This is a genomic window from Embleya sp. NPDC050493 (genome assembly GCF_044458105.1).
Taxonomy (GTDB): Bacteria; Actinomycetota; Actinomycetes; order Streptomycetales; family Streptomycetaceae; genus Embleya.
On the sequence record NZ_JBITHP010000008.1, the window covers coordinates 82,946 to 100,582 of the forward strand.

The window sequence follows — 17,637 nt, forward strand, 5'->3', positions numbered from 1 at the left end:
GTCCTTGCCAACTCCGTTGGCGGTACGCCCAATGCGGCCGGTGCGACAGGAGTTGCAGCGCATGCCGCAGGAGCGTCTCCTGGATGTATAGCCAGACGCTCCGGATCGAGCGACCCACGGTCACGAGAAGCCGCGGGATTTCGGCTCTGCGGGAATTCGGCCCGGAGCCGTGGGACTGTGCGTTGTCGGCTCTGCCGGGAGATCCCGATGCGGGGCGGTTGTTGCGGTTGATGTCCCCAGGTTCCGCCGGGCCGGCGAGCCATGAGGTTGCTCCGCCGGAGGCAACTCCGCGCTTTGGGAGAGAATCTCATGGACGACCAGGACATGGCCGCGGCCGCCGAGCCGGCCGCTCTCGCACGATATATCGCGGATCTGCCAATGCCCGAGCTGATGCACGGCTCCATGGACAGCGTTCGCGAGGAGGAATTCGACGGTCACCGGATAGTCGTGAAGACCACGTACGAGATCACCGTGGACGATCGGTCGGTTGCCGCCCATCTGATGGTGTCGAACAACGGGGAGGTGCACTGTCATGCCCTGCCCGCGTATCAGTTCCTCTCCGCCGTGGACACCGTGAAGGCACTCATCCAGTACTTCCCGGACGAATTCCCGCCCGCCGGCGGAGGTCATGGCGGCCCGGTCACCGGACCCGGCGGGCACGCGGGACACGGGGGCCACGACGGCCATGCGCACGGGTCGAATCACCCGGGAGGTGGCTGAAATGGCGATCGTACGCAAAAACGTCATCACCAGCCTCGCCGACCGGGACGCGTACATCCGCGGCATCAACCTCCTCAAGCAGGAGCCGACGACACTGGGGACGAGCGCCTTCGGGATTCCCGGCCCCGACACACCGATCCACACGTACGACCTGTTCGTGATCTGGCATCACCGGGCCATGACCACTCCGGTACCGCCGACCGGGAACTGGATGGTCCGCAACGGGGCCCACCGCGGACCGGTGTTCCTGCCGTGGCACCGCGTCATGTTGGCCTATCTGGAGGCCAACATCCAGCGGGTCGTCAACGACTCCGGCTTCGCCCTCCCGTACTGGGACTGGTCCCTGGACGGGTCGCTGCCCGATCCGGCGGGCCGGCTGATCTGGACGAAGGAATGGATGGGCGGCGGGGGCGATCCGATCTCCACGGGGCCGTTCGTCTTCGATCCCGCCGACCCGAACAGTTTCCGGGTCCGCATCGAAACCGACAGCTCGCTACAACTCGTTCAGGCCAACCGGGGCCTGCGCCGGGGCCTGGGGGCGCTTCCTCCGCTGGGATCGGCGTCGTCGTCCACGCTTCCGAACGTCGGTGACGTGGGTGCCGCCTTCAACACGGTGCCGCTCTTCGGCGGCGATCCCAGCCTGGCCACATACGACTTCGCCCCCTGGGACGCGTCGTCGAACGGATTCCGCAACCGGCTGGAAGGCTTCATCGGGACCGGGCTGCACAACCAGGTGCACCGCTGGGTGGGCGGCGACATGGGCCCGGCGTCGTCCCCGAACGATCCGATCTTCTACCTCCACCACTGCAACGTGGACCGGATCTGGGAAGGTTGGATGCAGCACAACGGCCGGAACTACCTTCCGCCCATGACGGCCTCGGCCGACCTGCTGGGCCACCGGATCGACGACCCGATCGTGACCCCGCTCGGCCCGGGCGCACCGGGCGGAACACCGAGGCTGAGCCTCGACTTCACCTCCAAGTACGTCTACGACCTCATTCCGTGAGCACGGCTACGACCTCATCCCGTGCGGCGGTGAGTGTCGTCGCTCGGGGGTGCGGCGGTCAGGGGCATCGAGGGAGCCGGGCCGGGCCGTCCGCCGGCCGGAAACATTCGGTCGATGTGGTGGGTTCGGCACGATCGGGCTGCGCGAAAAAGCCGAAGTAGGGCATATGGACTCGAAATTGGGCCGGAGCGCGCATCGCGGCGTCGGGCGGGAGCGAAAAAATACCGCGTTGTAGGAAATCGTTATATGCCGGCAAGGCGGATGAATGGGATATGTACTGTGATTCGGACAATTTTGTCTTGACGCGGAACTCTCCGTGATGGGAATCTCGGCTGCCCTCATCCAGGGTCTTTTCGGTCCCGGGGGGACGAAGCGGTCTTTCGGGCGGGCGCGTCGAGGGGTCTCGGCTGTGATTCTCGTGCCGGGCGATACGAAGGATCCCTGGGCTGCAACTCACTTCTGCCCAAGAGGTATCACCATGTCTTCGCCTTCCAAGGCCGTACGGTGGGCCGCCGCGCTCGCCGTGCCGCTCGTTCTGGCCGCCGGCGCGGCGCCGGCCTTCGCCACCGGCGATACGTACACCGTAAACGTGCACCAGAAACTTCCCCTGACCGCCACCGGCAACGGGGTGGAGCGGGGCGAGTGCCCGACGATCCCCGCCGACAAGGACGGCTGGCACTTCGTTCTCCCCACGAACGGAACGGTCTTCGTCAAGCTGACCGTGACGTTCGAGCCGGGTGGTCAGCAGGTGATCACCAACTTCGGTCCCCCCACCGACAAGCACGCGTACGTGGCATCGCCGGTCGGAGCCACGTTGACTTCCGCGGTCGCCGAGGTCAAGGGCGGCAAGGTGAACTGGTTCAACCTGTCGCACGCCTGCCCGGCCAAGCCGCCGACCACTCAGCCGCCGACGACCCAGCCCCCGACCACCAAGCCCCCGACGACCACCGCGCCGCCGACCACCGCGGCTCCCTCGACCAGCAAGCCGCCGACCGACGGCACGAAGACCCCCGCGCCCGCCACCTCGTCGGCCGGTACCGGGACGCCTTCGTCGTCCGCGTCGCCGAGCGCCTCGGACACGGTCGTCCCGACCCCCTCGAAGCCCGCGTCGACCGGCGGCGGCAAGTCGCTCGCGCAGACCGGCTCGGTCGCGGTGGGCGGGCTCCTCGCCGTCGCCGCGGTCCTGGTCGGCGGCGGCATCCTGCTGCGCCGGCGTCGGGGCAACCACGCCGCCTGACGGTCCGAATCGGGCCCTACCGGGTACGGCGGGTCCTGCTGATCGACGGGCGTTGATGATGGATTGGTCCCGCCGAGCCGACATCGGCCGGCGGGACCACGACCGGGTCACCGCCCGGACGCGTGCTCTCCCGCGGCGGCCGACTCCCCGGTGGCGTCCGGGGCATCCGCGGCGTCGAGGATCCGGTGTCGAAGGTGGTCGTGGGCCCATGCGGTGAGGGTGGTCGGCGTGGTGGTGTGGATGGTGCGGCGTTGTTCGGGGACGAAGTCCTCCCGCAGACCGGTGGACATTCCGAGTACGGCCTCGACCAATCCGTCCGTCATCCCGGCCTGTCGGAGGCGGGCGCGCATGGCGTCGTCGTCGATGCGTCGCACGTCGATCCGCCGACCGGTGGCTGCGGTCAGGATTTCGGCGACCTGTCGCCAGGTGAGGTCGGCGGGTCCGTGCACCGCTTGCACGCGGCGTCCGGACCAGGCGGGTGAGAGCAGGCGGGTCGCGGCCACCTCGGCGATGTCGCGAGGTGCGACCCAGGCCATGGGCTGGTCGAGCGGAAGGATCACCTCCAGGACACCGGCTCGCAGGGCGTCGAGCTGGAGTTCCAGGTTGGTGAAGAAGTAGCCGCAGCGAAGGTGCACGACGTCGACGCCGGTGTCGTCCAACGCGGTTTCGGTGTGCGCCAGTCCGTCGATCTCGCCGGCGCCGTGCCGCTTCTCGGCGCCGACGCTGCTCTGGAAGACGACCCGGCCGATCCCGTTCTCGGTGACGGCGCGGACCACGCTCTCGGTGGCGCGGGCATAGTCGGCGAGCGGATCCTCGCCGCCGGTGGTCGGATCCACCCAGAACAGCGCATCGATACCGGCCGTGGCGGCCACCACCGCGTCGGCGTCGTATTGGTCGACCCGCACCGCGTCCACCTCCTCCCGGACGTCGCAAGCCAGCCGGTCGGGCTCGCGCAGCAGAAGGCGCGGCCGGATCCCGGCACGGATCAGCGTGGCGACGACATGGCGGCCGACGTTGCCGGTCGGGGTGGTGACGGCGATCCGCATGGTTTCCGCACCTTGCGACACGAGGCCTCCGGTCGAGACGGTCCGACCCCCGGCCGTGGTCGGCAAGGCCGGGATCGGGATGGGACTGCCCGACGTTCGGGTGGCGAAACACCCGGTCGCGGTCCGGCTCCCGAGCCGCCGGCGGAGTGCGGCGACCCGCTCGGGCGGTGCGAGGCCGCCCGAGCGACCGTACCCGAGCGCCGGGCCGCACGGTCCTGTCGCCGATCGAGGCACTCTGTCCTCAGGGCGTCGTCAGCCCCGCCTCGTCGATCGGACCGGCGACGCACAGCGCGTAACCCTGGGCAGGGAAGGGCGTGTTCTGCGCGAACACCCTGATCGTGTACGTGCCGGGCGGCGGGTTACCGATGCGGACGGACTCGACCGTGTTGGCGCGGTCGAGCGGGAGGCCGGTGAGTCGCAGCACCGCGCTGCGGTCGAAGCCGGGGACCTTGTTGTAGGTGTGCTCCTGATTGCCCACGAGCATGGTGCCGTCGGGTGTGGTCACCGCGAGGTCGAGGTTGTTCTGCACGGCGCTGCCCGGCTGGTCGGTCCAGGCCAGGACCACGCGCAGGTCGTCGGGGTGCGGGCCGGCCGGCACGGTGAGGCGGTAGGCGCGACTGCCGCGCCGGGTGCCCTCCGGGTCGGCGAACGCTTCGAGCGCGTCGGGATCGGCGTCGGACAGGTCGGCCCACACGAGCCGGCGATCCGCCGGCGCGTCGGGGGTGGGCAGGACGATGCCCAGGTCCAACCGCCCGAAGCCCTGGTCGAAGTCCGGGTAGCCGAGATCCTGCGCGCTGTTCGGTGTGCGCAGCGAAGGCAGGCGGCGGGTCGCGGCGATCAGGACGGCTTTCATGAGCGCGGCGGAGGGCGATGCGAGCAGGTGCACCTCGCGCAGGTACTGCCGGACCACGGCGGCGGCGCCGGCGACGACGGGAGCGGCCATGCTGGTGCCGCCGATGTACACGTAGCGCCCGTCGTGGTCGGGGTTTTCGCGCCAGGGCAGCCGCGGGTCCATCCGTGCGCTGCTGCTGCGGGCCGAGAGCACGAAGGTGCCCGGGGCCAGCAGATGCGGCACCACGCTGCCGTAGTCGCTGGGGCCTCGACTGCTGATCGCGGCAGGCAGGTCGGGGTCGCCGCACACGTGTTCGCCACCGGCCGGTGGCAACGGGAACTGGGGCTGACGGAAACGATCCCAGGTCAGCTCCGCGAGGCCGTCGTTGTCGCGGTCGGTGTCGCACGCGCCGACGGTGAGCACGTTCTTGGCGGTGGCGGGGGTGCCGCAGGTGTTGAACTCGTGGGTTCCCCTGGGGGCGACGCCGCTGTTGCCGGCCGCGACGATCACGAGCACGTCGGGATGCTCGGCGACGAACTTGTCCACGGCGAGCGAGTATTGGTCGTAGCTGCCGGACAGCGGGTTGCCCCAGCTGAGGTTGATGATGTGCGCTCCCGCGTCGACGGCACGGGCGAGCAGCGGGCCCAGGCTGGGGCCCACGTGGAGGCGGTTGTCCTCGTCGAAGACGCGGAAGACGGCCAGCCGGGCACCGGGGGCGACACCGGTGATTCGGCCACCGCTCGCCGCGCCGGAGCCGGCGATGATGCCGGCCACGTGGGTGCCGTGGCCGCAGAGGTCGAACGTGTCGCCGCCGACCAGGGATTCGCCCGCGGCGATGCGGTCGACCAGGTCGGGGTGGGTGCCGTCGACGCCGCTGTCGAACACGCCGACGATCTCGCCCGCCCCGGTCCAGGGCACCGGGGCCGTCGGCGCGTCGCCGTCGGCTCGGGGTCCGATGCGGTCCACGCCGACGAGCCGGCGGGCATGGTCGGCATAGAGCAGAGGCGGCCGATAGGGGGCGACCCGGCGGGTTTCCTCCCGGGCGGCAACGACGGCGAGCAGGTCGCGCCGTCGGTCCCCGGTCAGGTCGGTGCGAAAGCGCAGCATGACATCGACGGCGGCGAGCACCTCGACGCCGGGCGTGGCGTCGAGGGCGGGGCGGAGCGTGGCGAGGTCGAGGGGGTCGTGCACGAGCACGTCGAAGGTGTCGAGGTACGGGTCCGGTACGGCGGCGCCCTCGTCGCCGGCCAGTTGTGGACCGGCGGCCCGCCGGGCGTCCAGGGCGAGCGCGTCGCCGAGCGCGTACGTGACCGTGTCGGCGAGGTCCCAGGGGCGCACCGCGATCACCCACGACAGGTCGGCGACCCGGTCGCGTTGCTCGCGGGTGAGACGGAGCCGGTAGGTGCCGGCCGGTTGGAACTCGACGATGCGGGCCCCGATCTCGGCGAAGGCGGCACGGCGGTCCCGGTCCAGCGGTCCGGGTATGCGCACCAGGTAGGTGTTGTACCGCGGCTCGCCCGACGGCGCGGGAAGAGGCGCCGCGGTCTCCGGGTCGGCGGCGTGCTGTTCGCCCGCGCCCACCGCACGTTCGGTGAGGTCGGCCACGAACTCCGGGTCGGGCGCGACTCGGTCGGTGGTGCCGGCCGCGCCGGCGCCGCGCGGGGGCAACATGCTCTGCGGGCCGGCGCTGCCGGGTAGCGCGTCGGTTGCGGTGCCTTCGCTCCGGGCCGCGTGTTCGGCGGTGAGATCGGCGCGGACGTCGACGATGCAGCCGGCCGCGCGAAGTCGGCCGATCCGCTCCGCGGAGGTCTCGGCGAGGACGACCCCCCGATAGCGGTGCGTGCGCTCCTCGAGGATCGCCTCGATGCGCTCGGCCTCACGGTCGCCGTCGAAGTAGACGGCGATGCGGTACCGCGGGTCGACTGCCCCCTCGGGGTCGGTTGTCCCGGCCATCGTGGTCTCGCTTTCGGAGGGTGCCGGCGCCGGTGGCACTGCTACGGCGTCAGTCCTCCCGGTCGTCGGTGTGGGCCCAGACCTCGGCGACGGGCGCGGCCCGTTCGGTGATGCCGTCGAGCAGGCGCAGTTGGGTGCGTTTCTCCGCCGCCACCGGCGCCGATCCGTCGGCGAGCAGAGCGGGGCCGCCCCCGGGGAGCGGCGTGAGTACGTCGGTGTAGGGGCACGGGCCGATGCCCAGCAGCGGGCAGAAGGAGCACGAGCCGCGGGGACGCGTCAGATGCCCGATGCGTTCGTCGTGACCCAGCCGGCCGGAGCGGGCCTCGTGCAGGAGTTGTTCGACGAGCAGCGGCCGGGCCCGCGCGTAGTCGTCGGGATGCCCGGTGGGATGCGGGGCGAACAACACCCGGGCGTCGAGTTCCTCGCCGTCGTCGAGAGTGCCGTAGGCGAGCCGGATCTCGCTCGCCATCAGCTGCGCCATGGGGGTCTCCGGGGCGGGTAGCGGTTGCAGGCGGTCGCCGAGTTCGCCGGTGAAGGCGTTGGCGGTGCTCTGCCCGAGCACGAGGATCACGGCCGGCAGCGACTGGAACATCTGCCGCAGCAGATGGCGGCGGGTACGGAAACACTCGCCGACGATCCCGACCCGCTGCTCGTCGGTCATCGGCGGCAGGGCGGGGTTCCGCGGGTCGGGTCGGGTGGTCCACTTGGCCGACGCGCAGGCGACCATGTTGCCGTACGACAGGTCCTCGCCGACGGCGAGCGTGCCCCGGTCCAGGCCCAGTTCCGCGCCGAGGGCGTCCAGCAGCTCCTGGTAGACGAGATACATGCGCTGCGGCTGCTCGCGGACCGCGATCTCCCGGCGGCCCCGGGCGTTCTCGGGAACGGTGAGCGGGATCCCGGCCAGGGGATCGTCGTGCGGTCCGCCGCCGAAGGCGCGATACGCGTCGTCGGGCAACTCGGGCTTGAACACCCCTCGGTGGCGGAAGTAGTGCGCGTATTGGCGCACGGAGTCGAAGTCGGGAGTGAGCGAGCCGTGGCTGTCCGGCCACCAGCCCGGGAGGTTGGGATTGATGCCGACGGCGAGGATCGGGGCCTTGCGGCAACCGGACAACGGCTCCGGCAGCGGGGTCATGCGGCCGGTGTAGTGCGAGGGCCGCACGATCGAGGCGTCCGGCGGCGGCTCGTCGGCATCGTAGTCGTAGGCGTGGTAGGTACCCCACGAGCGGAAGTAGGCGCACGGATGGGCTCCGGGGCCGGCGAACTGCGAGGTGCGCAACGCATTGCACGGCATCAGCTCGAACAGCAGCTCGACCTCGATCGGGAGCCGGGTGACGGCCGGCGGGTCAGGCATCGTCGATGCCCGCCTCGGAGAGCCCCGCGAGCAGGCCCCATGTGGTGAGCGCACCGCAGACGCTGGTCCAGTAGCCGTACGCCTCGTAGTAGGACACCGCCCACATGGTCTGCGGGTTGAGGCGGAATTCGCGCGTGGGGAGTTCGCCGTTGATCTGCGGATCGGACATGTTGCGGACGACCACCCAGTCGGGCACGTGATCCGAGCCCGCGTCGGTGAGACCTGCGCAGGCCAGGCCGAGCGCGGCGTCGCCCATCTCGACCGCCGCACCCTCGTTTTCCAGGCCGTTGGTGGACGTGCCGTACTCGAAGTAGTCGGTGGTCAGGATCGGGTGGAACTCGGGCATGTCCCGCGCGTCCTGCTCGATGCGGACCGTCGGGGTGTTGTCGGGGGGCCGCACCAGCGGCCCGGCGAAGGGGAAACGGGTGGACGGCGGGCCCAGTGGCGGTTCGGTGAGCCGGGCGGCGAAGCCGCGCATGAGCCGTTGCGCGTCCTCGATCCGGCCGAGCGGGAAGGTGCGGTCGCACCGGAACGTGCGGCCGTTGAACGCCTCGTTGCGAAACTCCTTTTGACAGCGGAACTTCGCCGCGCGCGTGACCACCACGTCGCCCAGGGGGAAGTCGCCGAAGACGCTGCCCGAGGTGCCGATGGTGGCGATCACGCGCGGCCGGACCTCCTCGATGATCTGCTCGAAGAAGTCCCGGACGGGCAGGGTGGCGGTGCCTTCGCCGGTCTTGCGACCGTCCTGGTTGAGGTGGAGTTCGGACTTCACGCACAGCACGTTCAGATTGCCGAGCCTGACCGGGAAGTACGAGCCCAGGCGTGGCGGGCGGGCGGCGAGCGAGGGGGCTCCGCCCCTGATCAGCGGCCGGTAGTGCTCCTCGAAGCGGCGGGTGTACCGGTACCAGCGCAGCCGACCGAAGCCCTGGGTGAACACGTCGGCGAGGGCGTCCTGTTCGGCGACGGTCCAGGTGATCACGACGACGTCGGCGCGAGGCAGCGCGGCGTCGGGGGACGGATCGACGTCGAAGGGCTGGGGCACGGGGGCGAGTCCGTCGGGGAAGACGATCCCGAGGTCGGCGGCCAGGACGGGGCCTTCCGGCGCGGCGGCCAGGTCGGGCGAGAGTTCGAGGTCGGCCGGAGTGATCCCGGCGGACAGCAGGGCGCGGGCGATTTCGACTCGCTCGTCGAGGGTGTCCATGGTGCTGCCTTTCGCATCGTCCCGGCCGGGTTCGGCGTGGTGTGTCGATTCCTCGTCGTCGGCGGCGGGCGCCTCGGTCGGGGCCGGGAGTTGCTCGCCCACCCGGTAGGCGTTCGCGAGTCGGGTCGGGGTGGGTTTCGAGGCGCCGGCGATGGGCGTGAACGCGCGCTCGACGGCATGGGGCGCGATGTCCGTCCACGGCACGCCGACGGCCGCACGTCCATGAATCCAGTGCAGCACGAATTGACCGCTTTGCATCTCTTGCTCACGATGCGGCGGTCTTATCGGCGGAATTGGTGACGGTGTGTGGACGAGTGACCACGAATGTGTGCATGTCGGGGTCGCTCGTCGTCATGGGGCCGGACATGCCGCGACCCCCGCGGGATGCAGCGCGGGGGTCGCGGTGTGCCGGACGTGGAGGAACGTCCGAGATGGGTGTCGGCGGGGGATCAGCCGTGGTGGCCGCCGGAGTCCCCACCCTTGTGGCCCTCGTGGCCCTCGTGGTGCTCGTCGTGGTCGTCGTCGCCGTCGATGTTCAGGCAGGTGTTGCCGAACGTCGGGTTGAGGGCGGCGATGATGTCGACGGTGTTGCCGCACAGGTTGATCGGGATGTGCACCGGGATCTGGATGTTGTTGCCGGAGAGCACGCCGGGGGAGTCGACGGCGGCACCGTCGGCGTCGGCCTGGGCGCTGGCGGCTCCGGCGCCGGCCATCACCAGAGCGGCGGTGCCGGCCGCCATGATCGTGGCCTTCTTGTACGTGTTCACTGCACTCTCCGTTTTTCGCCCGTCCGCGCCGCGAGTGCGACGCACAAGACCTCCAACGACGCCACCCCCGCGAGGCAACTGGCCGGTGCACTCATTCACCCGAACGCGCGCCGACTCCGGCCGGCGCGGTCGCCTCCGCTGTCGGACGGGGGCGGGCAGGGTCGTTCGGCCCGGGCGGGGGGACCGGTCGGCCCTGCCCCGGGTCGGGGATCGGCGCGAGGGTGAGGGGGAGCGGCGCGTACGCGCCTCGGCCGAAGGGACGGGTCCATGAACGAGTTCGGCACACCGCACGAGGTCTGGGCGTTGGCCGCGGACGGCGAGACGGTTCTGCTGCGGCCGCCGGGACCCGAGGACCGGGATGGGGTACTGGCGATGCACCACACGATGTCGCCGGAGAGTCTGTACCTGCGGTTCTTCGGTGCTTCGCAGACGTCGGCGCGGGAAACCGCCGATCGGGTGACCGCACCCGACCGGGCCGGGTGCGGCGCGCTGATCGCGCTCACCCACGACGGGGGCGAGGTGGTCGGGGTCGTCGAGTACAACGGCGACCCCGACTCGGGCGAGGCCGAACTCGCTCTGGCGGTGGCCGACGCCTGGCACGGCAGGGGGATCGGCACGCTGCTGATCGAGCACGTGGTCACGATGGCCCGCGCGGACAAGGTGCACACGCTGGTCGCGGACACGTTGCCGTGGAATCGGCCGATGTTGCGGGTCCTGGAGGACATGGGGTTGCCGGTGCGCAACCGCCTCGTGGCGGGGGTGATGAACTGCGTGATCCCGCTGGACGGCGACATTCCCTCGACCGAGCGATACCTGACCGCCCTGGCGCGGCGGGAGGCCCTCGCGGACGTGGCCAGTCTGGTGCCGCTGTTCGCACCGCGATCGGTCGCGGTGGCGGGCGCGGGCCGTCGGGCGGACTCCGTCGGCCGGGCCCTGCTGCGGAACCTGAAGGCGGCGCACTTCACCGGGACCCTGGCGGTATTGCACCCCACCGCGACCGAGGTGGACGGGGTGCCCGCCTTCCCGACGCCGGACCTGCTTCCCGAGGTGCCGGACCTGGTGGTGGTGGCCGTGCCGGCGGACCGGGTTCCCGATCTGGTCGAGGACTGCGGACGCGCCGGCGTGCGCGCCCTGGTCGTGATCACCTCGGGCGGAACGCCGGAGCAGGCCGCGCGGGTGCACGACTCGGTCCGCCGGCACGGCATGCGGATGGTCGGCCCGAATTGTCTGGGCATCGCGCAGACCGATCCCGCCACGGCGCTGAACGCGACCTTCGGCTGGGTCGTGCCCGCTGCCGGCAGCGCCGGGGTGGCGGTGCAGTCCGGCGGAGTGGGGATCGCGTTGACGGAGCAGCTGAACCGACTGGGGATCGGGGTGTCGACCTTCGCGTCGCTCGGTGACAAGTACGACGTCAGCGGCAACGACATGCTCCAGTGGTGGCAGGCCGACACCCGGACCACGATGGCGATCCTGCACCTGGAGTCCTTCGGCAATCCGCGCAAGTTCTCCCGGATCGCGCGCGCCGTGGGCCGCACCAAGCCGGTGCTGACCGTGGACGCGGGGCGTTCCGCGGCCGGCCGTCGCGCCGCCGGGTCGCACACGGCCGCCGCGGTGACCCCGACCGTGGCGCGTGGGGCGTTGTTCCGCCAGGCGGGAGTGACCGCCGTGCAGACCCTCGGGGACCTGGTGGCGGTGGCCGCGTTGCTGCACTCCCAGCCATTGCCCGACGGCGCCTCGGTGGCGGTGATCGGCAACGCGGGCGGCGCCGGGGTACTGGCCGCGGACGCCTGCGTGGACGCGGGCCTGGCCGTGCCGCGCTTCGGCCCCGATGTCGAGGCCGAGCTCCGCGCGCTGCTGCCCGCCGGCGCCGCGTGCGCCAACCCGGTGGACACCACCGCCACCGTGGACGGCGAGACGCTGCGCCGGTGCGTGGACCTGGTGTTGGCGGCGGGCCACGTGGACGCCGTCGTCCTGGCCCTGGCCCCGACCGCGCTCGGCGATCCGCTCGGCGACATCCTGGAGGGTCCCGCCGTCCGTGCGCGGCCCGTGCTGGTGATCGCCCCCGAACGCGTCGCCGCCGTGGACCTGTTGCCCGCCGTGGGCGGCACGGTGCCGGTGTACGGGGACGCGCGCACGGCCGCCGTGGCGCTCGCGCACGCCTATGAACGGGCGATGTGGTCGACCCGGCCCCGCGGCACGGTGCCGGCGCTGAACGACGTCGATCGCGGCGCGGCCCGCTCGCTCGCCGCCGAGTTCCTGCTGCGCGAGCCCGACGGTGGCTGGCTGCCGCCTCGCGAGTGCGCGCGCATGCTGGGCACGTACGGCATCCGGGTGAGTCCGTGGCGGCAGGCCTTCGATGCCGAGGAGGCGGTGGCGATGGCGCGTGAACTGGCTCCGTCGGGCGTCGACGGCGCGGTCGTGCTCAAGGCGTACGGACCGCACATCGTGCACAAGAGCGACGTGGGCGGGGTCCGGTTGCGGCTGGTCGGCGACGACGCGGTGCGCGCCGCGTTCACCGATCTCGCCCACCGGATCGGGGCCCTGATGGAGAGCGTGGTCGTGCAGCCCATGGCCGCGCCGGGCGTCGAACTGATCGCCGGGGTGACCCAGGACGAGGTGCTGGGCCCGCTGGTGGTATTCGGACTCGGCGGAGTGACCACCGACGTGCTCGCCGACCACGGTACGCGGCTGACCCCGCTGACCGACCTGGATGCCCACTCGTTGTTGGCCGATTCACGCGGGGCACCGCTGCTGTACGGCCACCGGGGCGCGGCGGCCACCGACACCGCCGGGGTCGAGGACATCCTGCACCGACTGTCCAGGCTCGCGGACGACGTGCCCCAGCTCGCGGAAGCCGACCTGAATCCGCTGGTCGCCCGTCCCGACGGCGTCACCGTCGTCGACGCCCGTATCCGCTTGGCCCCGCGCCACGGACAGGACCCGTACCTGCGGCGACTGCGCTGAACCCGGAAGCCGGCGCCGTTCGGGACACCGGTGCGCCGGTCCCGGACACCATGCAGGACGCCGAGCGGGGCGTGGATCGCCACGGTCCGCCCGTCGGGTGGTTCGTCGTCCCCTGTCCGGTGTCGGGAGTTGGCGGGCCGAGGGCTCTCGCGTGGTCAGTCCAGGGGGACGTGCCATTCCAGGACGGCGCCGCCGTCCGGGGACGGTCCGAACGAGCAGGCTCCGCCGAGGGTTTCGGCCCGCTCCCGCATGTTGCCGAGTCCGCTGTCGCGGGTCGGGGCCGACGGCGGACCCACGCCGTCGTCGCGTACTCGTACCCGCACGTGCTTGTCGTCCGCCTCGACGTGTACCTCCACGCGGCTTGCGTGGGCATGACGGGCGGCGTTCGCGAGTGCTTCGCGCAACACCGCGATCACCTGGGCCGCAATCGACTCCGGCACCCGCGTGTCCAGCAGGCCGTCGACGCGCAACGTCGGGGCGAAGCCCAGCATTTCGGTGACCGCGTCCACCTCGCGCAGACAGCGCGAGCGCAGTCCCGGGCCGGCGTCGCGCCCTCGGGACTTGAGGGAGAAGATCGTCGACCGGATGACCTTGATCGTGTCGTCCAGCGCGTCCACCGCCGATTCGACCCGCTCCAGGGCCTCGGGGTGCTCGATGAAGCGCGTCGCGCTCTGGAGTGTCATGCCGGTGGCGAACAGGCGTTGGATGGCCAGGTCGTGCAGGTCCCGGGCGATCCGGTCGCGGTCCTGGAGTACGGTCAACAGCTCCGCGTCGCGGCGCCGTTCCGCGATCTCCAGGGCCAGCGCGGCGTGGTCGGCGAAGCCGGTGACCATGCGCAGCACCGCCTCCGTCAGCTGCGGACGCTCCGTCCGGTTCGCGACCTGGAGCACGCCGTGGATGCGCTCGGGGGTGCCGAGCGGCAGCAGAAACGCGGAGCCGAGTTCGGACCCCACCGCGGTCGCCACCACCGCCCCCGGGTCGTGGCTGAGATCGCTGCTGGTGATCGTCTCACCCGAGCCGAACACCTTGCCCATCAGCGTGCTTTCGCCGGACAGGACCAGTCCGCGGACGCGGTCGGCGAGGGGGCCCGCGGCGGCCTCGACGACCAGGTCGTCGGTGCCGGGCACGGGCACCGCGAGGGTGACCAGGTCGGCGTCGGTCATGTCCCGGACGGTCTCGGTGAACGTGCGCAGCACGTCGGCGGGGCTGTCGCCGGAAAGCAGGCTGCGGGTCAGGTCGGAGGTCGCGGCGAGCCAGCGTTCGCGGCGGCGGACATCGTCGTACAGGCGCGCGTTGTCGATGGCGACGCCGGCCGCCGCCGCGAGGGTGCGCAGGACCGCCTCGTCGTCCTCGTCGAAGTCCGCGCCGCCGCGCTTCTCGGTGAGGTAGAGGTTGCCGAAGACCGTGTCGCGGATCCGGATCGGCACGCCCACGAAGGTGTTCATCGGCGGGTGGCCGGGCGGGAATCCGAACGAGTCCGGGTGTTCGGAGAGGTCGTGCAGGCGCAGCGGATGCGGATCCCGGATGATCAGCCCCAGGATGCCGCGCCCGGTGGGGAAGGGCCCGATCCGCAGGATGGTTTCCGGGTCCATGCCCACCGGGAGGAAGCGGGCGAGCCGCTCGTCGCCGATCACCCCGAGGGCGCCGTACTCGGCGTCGACCAGGGTCACCGCCGATTCCACGATCCGCCGGAGCACGGTCTCCAGGTCCAGGTCGCTGCCCACCGAGAGCACGGCCTCCAGCAGCCCGCTCACCCGATCCCGAGTCGCGCGCACCACCTCCACATGGGCCTGGAGCTCGTCCAGCAACTCGTCCAAGCGCATACGCGGCAATGCCGGTCGCTCGTCCGACGCCACAGCCCCTCCCACGGTTGGTACATCCGGCGAAACTCTTCGTGAGCCCATCGTGTCAAACCACACCCGGCCCGTCCTCTCCCCCTCGAACGCACACCGTCGTCGATCGACCGTGATCCCGCCGACCGTGCCCCCAGGCCGCGCCGCCCGCTACGGTGACGGATACGGGAGCCTTCGGCGTCCGACGATGACAACAGCGACCATAGAGCCACGACTGACCTCCGGAGGAGGGCCGTGTCGACACCGCCCATTCGCGTGTTCCTGCTGGACGACCACGAAGTGGTCCGCAGGGGCCTGGCCGACCTGCTCGGCGGTGAACCCGACATCGAGATCATCGGCGAGTCGGGTTCGGCCGCCGAGGCCACCCGGCGCATCCCCGCACTGCGCCCCGACGTGGCCATCCTGGACGGGCGCCTGCCGGACGGCAGCGGCATCGACGTGTGCCGCGAGGTGCGCTCGCGCTTCCCGGAGATCAACGCGCTGATCCTGACCTCGTACGACGACGAAGACGCGCTGTTCGCGGCGATCATGGCGGGGGCGGCGGGGTACGTGCTCAAGCAGGTTCGCGGGCAGGACCTGATCGCGGCGGTACGCGCGGTCGCCGCCGGGCAGTCCCTGCTGGATCCGGCGGTGACCACGCGCGTTCTGGAACGAGTACGCAAGGGGCCCGCCGCCGAACCGGGCCCCACCGGGCTCAGCGAGCGGGAGAAACAGGTCCTGGAGCACATCGCCCAGGGTCAGACGAACCGGGAGATCGCCGAGAGCCTGGGCCTGGCGGAGAAGACCGTCAAGAACTACGTCTCCGCGGTGCTCAACAAGCTCGGCCTGGAACGCCGTGTCCAGGCGGCGGTGTACGCGACCGAGTTGCACCAGGGCAAGGAGGGGCGCCGGACCTGAGGCCGGCGGGCGGTCCGCGCGGATCCCGACGCGCACCGACACCCACCGATGCACCCCGACCGACAGCCGGTCCGGGGTGCGTCGATGTCCGGCTGTGTGTGCCCTTCGGCCGACCGACAGGGCCGTTCGGCCCGGGTGCGCACGCGTGAAGTGCGCTGTCCTGGGAAGCGTCATCGACGCATGCACCACCAGGAGGCGGTCGTCGTGTCCCTCATCGCCCACCATCGGACGGCTCCCGCGTCCGCACACCGGCGCTTCGCCGGTCGCCGCGCGAAGACGTGCCCGTCGTATCCGTGTTCGACGTACATCGCAGCGGCACCGGGATTGGTCACCACCCGCCCGGCGCCGATGCCGCGGATTCCGTGTCGGGGCGTTCGTTCGTGCCGGCCCGGTCCGGCCGATCCCGAATGGCGCGTACGCGAGAGCGACCGGCCTGCCCTACGGCCACCGTCGTGGCGAGCCGACGGGCGCCGGCGCAGGCAGGCGATCGACGCCCGAGTCGCCGCCGCCGGCGGGCCGCTGCGTGCTTCGGCCGAGACGGGGGTGCGCGATGTCCGTTGAGGCCACCCGCAGTACGAATGCCGGCGCCGGCGGACGTGTCCTGGTCGTCAACGCGGGCTCCTCCAGCCTGAAGTTGTCCGTGGTCGACCCGGACGACACGATCGTCCGCACCTCGAACGTGAGCTGCGCCGACACGATCCCGTCCGCGGCGATCGCCGAGTTCGTGCGCTCGGCGGGATCCGTCGAGGCCGTCGGGCACCGCATCGTGCACGGCGGCGCCGACTTCACCGGGCCGGCCCGACTCGATCCGCAGGTGTACGCGCGCATCGCCGCGCTGCGCCCGCTCGCGCCGCTGCACCAGGACCGGGCGATCGCCGGCATCGACGCGCTTCACGAACTGTGTCCCGAACTGCCCGCGGTCGCCTGCTTCGACACCGCCTTCCACCACACCCTCCCCGCCGAGGCGAGCACCTACGCGCTCCCCGAGGCGTGGCGCGCGGAGTGGGGCCTGCGCCGCTACGGCTTCCACGGCCTGTCGCACGCCTACGCGTCGGCGCGGGCATGTGAACTGACCGGTACGGACCCGGCATCGGCGCGCGTGGTGACCTGCCACCTCGGTGCCGGGGCCTCGTTGGCCGCGATCCGGGGCGGGAGTTGTGTCGACACCACGATGGGCTTCACCCCGACGGAGGGCCTGGTGATGGCCACCCGCGCCGGTGACCTGGACCCCGGCATGCTCGTGTGGCTGCTCCGCAACGGGGTCGAACTCGACGACCTGGAGCAGGTGTTGGAGCATGGCGCGGGGCTGAGCGCGTTGGCCGGGCACGGTGGCGACATGCGCGCGATCCGGGCCGACGCCGACGCGGGGGATCCGCGCGCGCGACTGGCGCGCGGGATCTACGCGTACCGGGTGCGTACCAGGATCGCCGCGATGGCCGCCGCGATGGGTGGCCTGGACGTCCTGGTCTTCACCGGTGGGGTGGGCGAACACGACGACACGCTGCGCACCGAGGCGGTCGCCGAACTGGGATTCCTGGGAGTGCGGTTGCATGCCGAGGCCAACGCCGCGACGCGCGCCGACGGCGAGATCGGCGAGGCGGGTGCGCGGGTGCGAACCGTGGTCGTCACCGCCGGGGAGGATGTGTGCATCGCGCGCGAAACCCGCGCGACGGTGGGGTGAACCCGCTTCGCCGCGGTGCGGGTCGCCGGAGTGGGCCGGGCCCGGGGCACCCGTCGGGTGGCAACCATCGGCGCGTGCCACCTGTCGGCGCGTGACACCGAGAACCGGGGTGCGGCCCGGTACGGCGTG

12 protein-coding genes are annotated in these 17,637 nt (G+C 71.6%); 6 read left to right on the forward strand and 6 right to left on the reverse strand.

Annotated features, from left to right (window positions below; genetic code table 11):
* The first annotated feature begins 309 nt into the window (after positions 1-309).
* The 3 genes from ACIBM5_RS17915 to ACIBM5_RS17925 all read left to right on the forward strand — a co-directional run bounded on the left by ACIBM5_RS17915 (position 310) and on the right by ACIBM5_RS17925 (position 2,963).
* Entirely contained in the window at positions 310-720 is a 411-nt protein-coding gene (locus ACIBM5_RS17915; protein ID WP_396007742.1) for a hypothetical protein, read from the forward strand.
* Between the two features lies 1 nt (position 721).
* Entirely contained in the window at positions 722-1,726 is a 1,005-nt protein-coding gene (locus tag ACIBM5_RS17920) for a tyrosinase family protein (RefSeq protein WP_396007743.1), read from the forward strand.
* 478 nt (positions 1,727-2,204) lie between these two features.
* Entirely contained in the window at positions 2,205-2,963 is a 759-nt protein-coding gene (locus tag ACIBM5_RS17925; protein WP_396007744.1) for an LPXTG cell wall anchor domain-containing protein, read from the forward strand.
* A 107-nt stretch (positions 2,964-3,070) separates the two neighbouring features.
* On the opposite strand, the gene ACIBM5_RS17930 is transcribed toward ACIBM5_RS17925, so the two are convergent.
* From ACIBM5_RS17930 to ACIBM5_RS17950, 5 genes are all read right to left on the reverse strand, one after another.
* Positions 3,071-4,009: an NAD(P)H-binding protein gene (locus ACIBM5_RS17930; protein WP_396007745.1), complete on the reverse strand. Its 939-nt coding sequence runs from the start codon at positions 4,007-4,009 to the stop codon at positions 3,071-3,073.
* A gap of 241 nt (positions 4,010-4,250) precedes the next feature.
* Positions 4,251-6,794, reverse strand: a complete 2,544-nt coding sequence (locus tag ACIBM5_RS17935; RefSeq protein ID WP_396007746.1) for a S8 family serine peptidase — start codon at positions 6,792-6,794, stop codon at positions 4,251-4,253.
* Positions 6,795-6,843: 49 nt separating this feature from the next.
* The gene (locus tag ACIBM5_RS17940; protein ID WP_396007747.1) at positions 6,844-8,145 is read right to left on the reverse strand and encodes a hypothetical protein; all 1,302 of its coding nucleotides are present in this window, start codon (positions 8,143-8,145) and stop codon (positions 6,844-6,846) included.
* Entirely contained in the window at positions 8,138-9,604 is a 1,467-nt protein-coding gene (locus tag ACIBM5_RS17945; RefSeq protein WP_396007748.1) for a hypothetical protein, read from the reverse strand. The genes ACIBM5_RS17940 and ACIBM5_RS17945 overlap by 8 nt, the downstream gene beginning before the upstream one ends.
* Before the next feature lie 191 nt (positions 9,605-9,795).
* The gene (locus ACIBM5_RS17950) at positions 9,796-10,113 is read right to left on the reverse strand and encodes a chaplin (RefSeq protein ID WP_391583243.1); all 318 of its coding nucleotides are present in this window, start codon (positions 10,111-10,113) and stop codon (positions 9,796-9,798) included.
* A 267-nt stretch (positions 10,114-10,380) separates the two neighbouring features.
* Here ACIBM5_RS17950 and ACIBM5_RS17955 point away from each other — a divergent pair, with 267 nt between their 5' ends.
* Positions 10,381-13,077, forward strand: a complete 2,697-nt coding sequence (locus tag ACIBM5_RS17955; RefSeq protein WP_396007749.1) for a GNAT family N-acetyltransferase — start codon at positions 10,381-10,383, stop codon at positions 13,075-13,077.
* A 155-nt stretch (positions 13,078-13,232) separates the two neighbouring features.
* Here the strand turns inward: ACIBM5_RS17955 and ACIBM5_RS17960 are convergent, their stop codons facing one another.
* Positions 13,233-14,900, reverse strand: a complete 1,668-nt coding sequence (locus tag ACIBM5_RS17960) for a GAF domain-containing protein (protein ID WP_396007942.1) — start codon at positions 14,898-14,900, stop codon at positions 13,233-13,235.
* Positions 14,901-15,164: 264 nt separating this feature from the next.
* Here ACIBM5_RS17960 and ACIBM5_RS17965 point away from each other — a divergent pair, with 264 nt between their 5' ends.
* Both ACIBM5_RS17965 and ACIBM5_RS17970 read left to right on the forward strand, forming a co-directional pair.
* Positions 15,165-15,827 (forward strand): response regulator, encoded by a 663-nt coding sequence (locus ACIBM5_RS17965; protein ID WP_396007750.1) that lies wholly within the window; start codon positions 15,165-15,167, stop codon positions 15,825-15,827.
* Positions 15,828-16,377: 550 nt separating this feature from the next.
* Positions 16,378-17,508 carry an acetate/propionate family kinase gene (locus tag ACIBM5_RS17970; RefSeq protein ID WP_396007751.1) on the forward strand — a complete coding sequence of 377 codons (1,131 nt, stop codon included), beginning with the start codon at positions 16,378-16,380 and terminating at the stop codon, positions 17,506-17,508.
* The last annotated feature ends 129 nt before the right edge of the window (positions 17,509-17,637 follow it).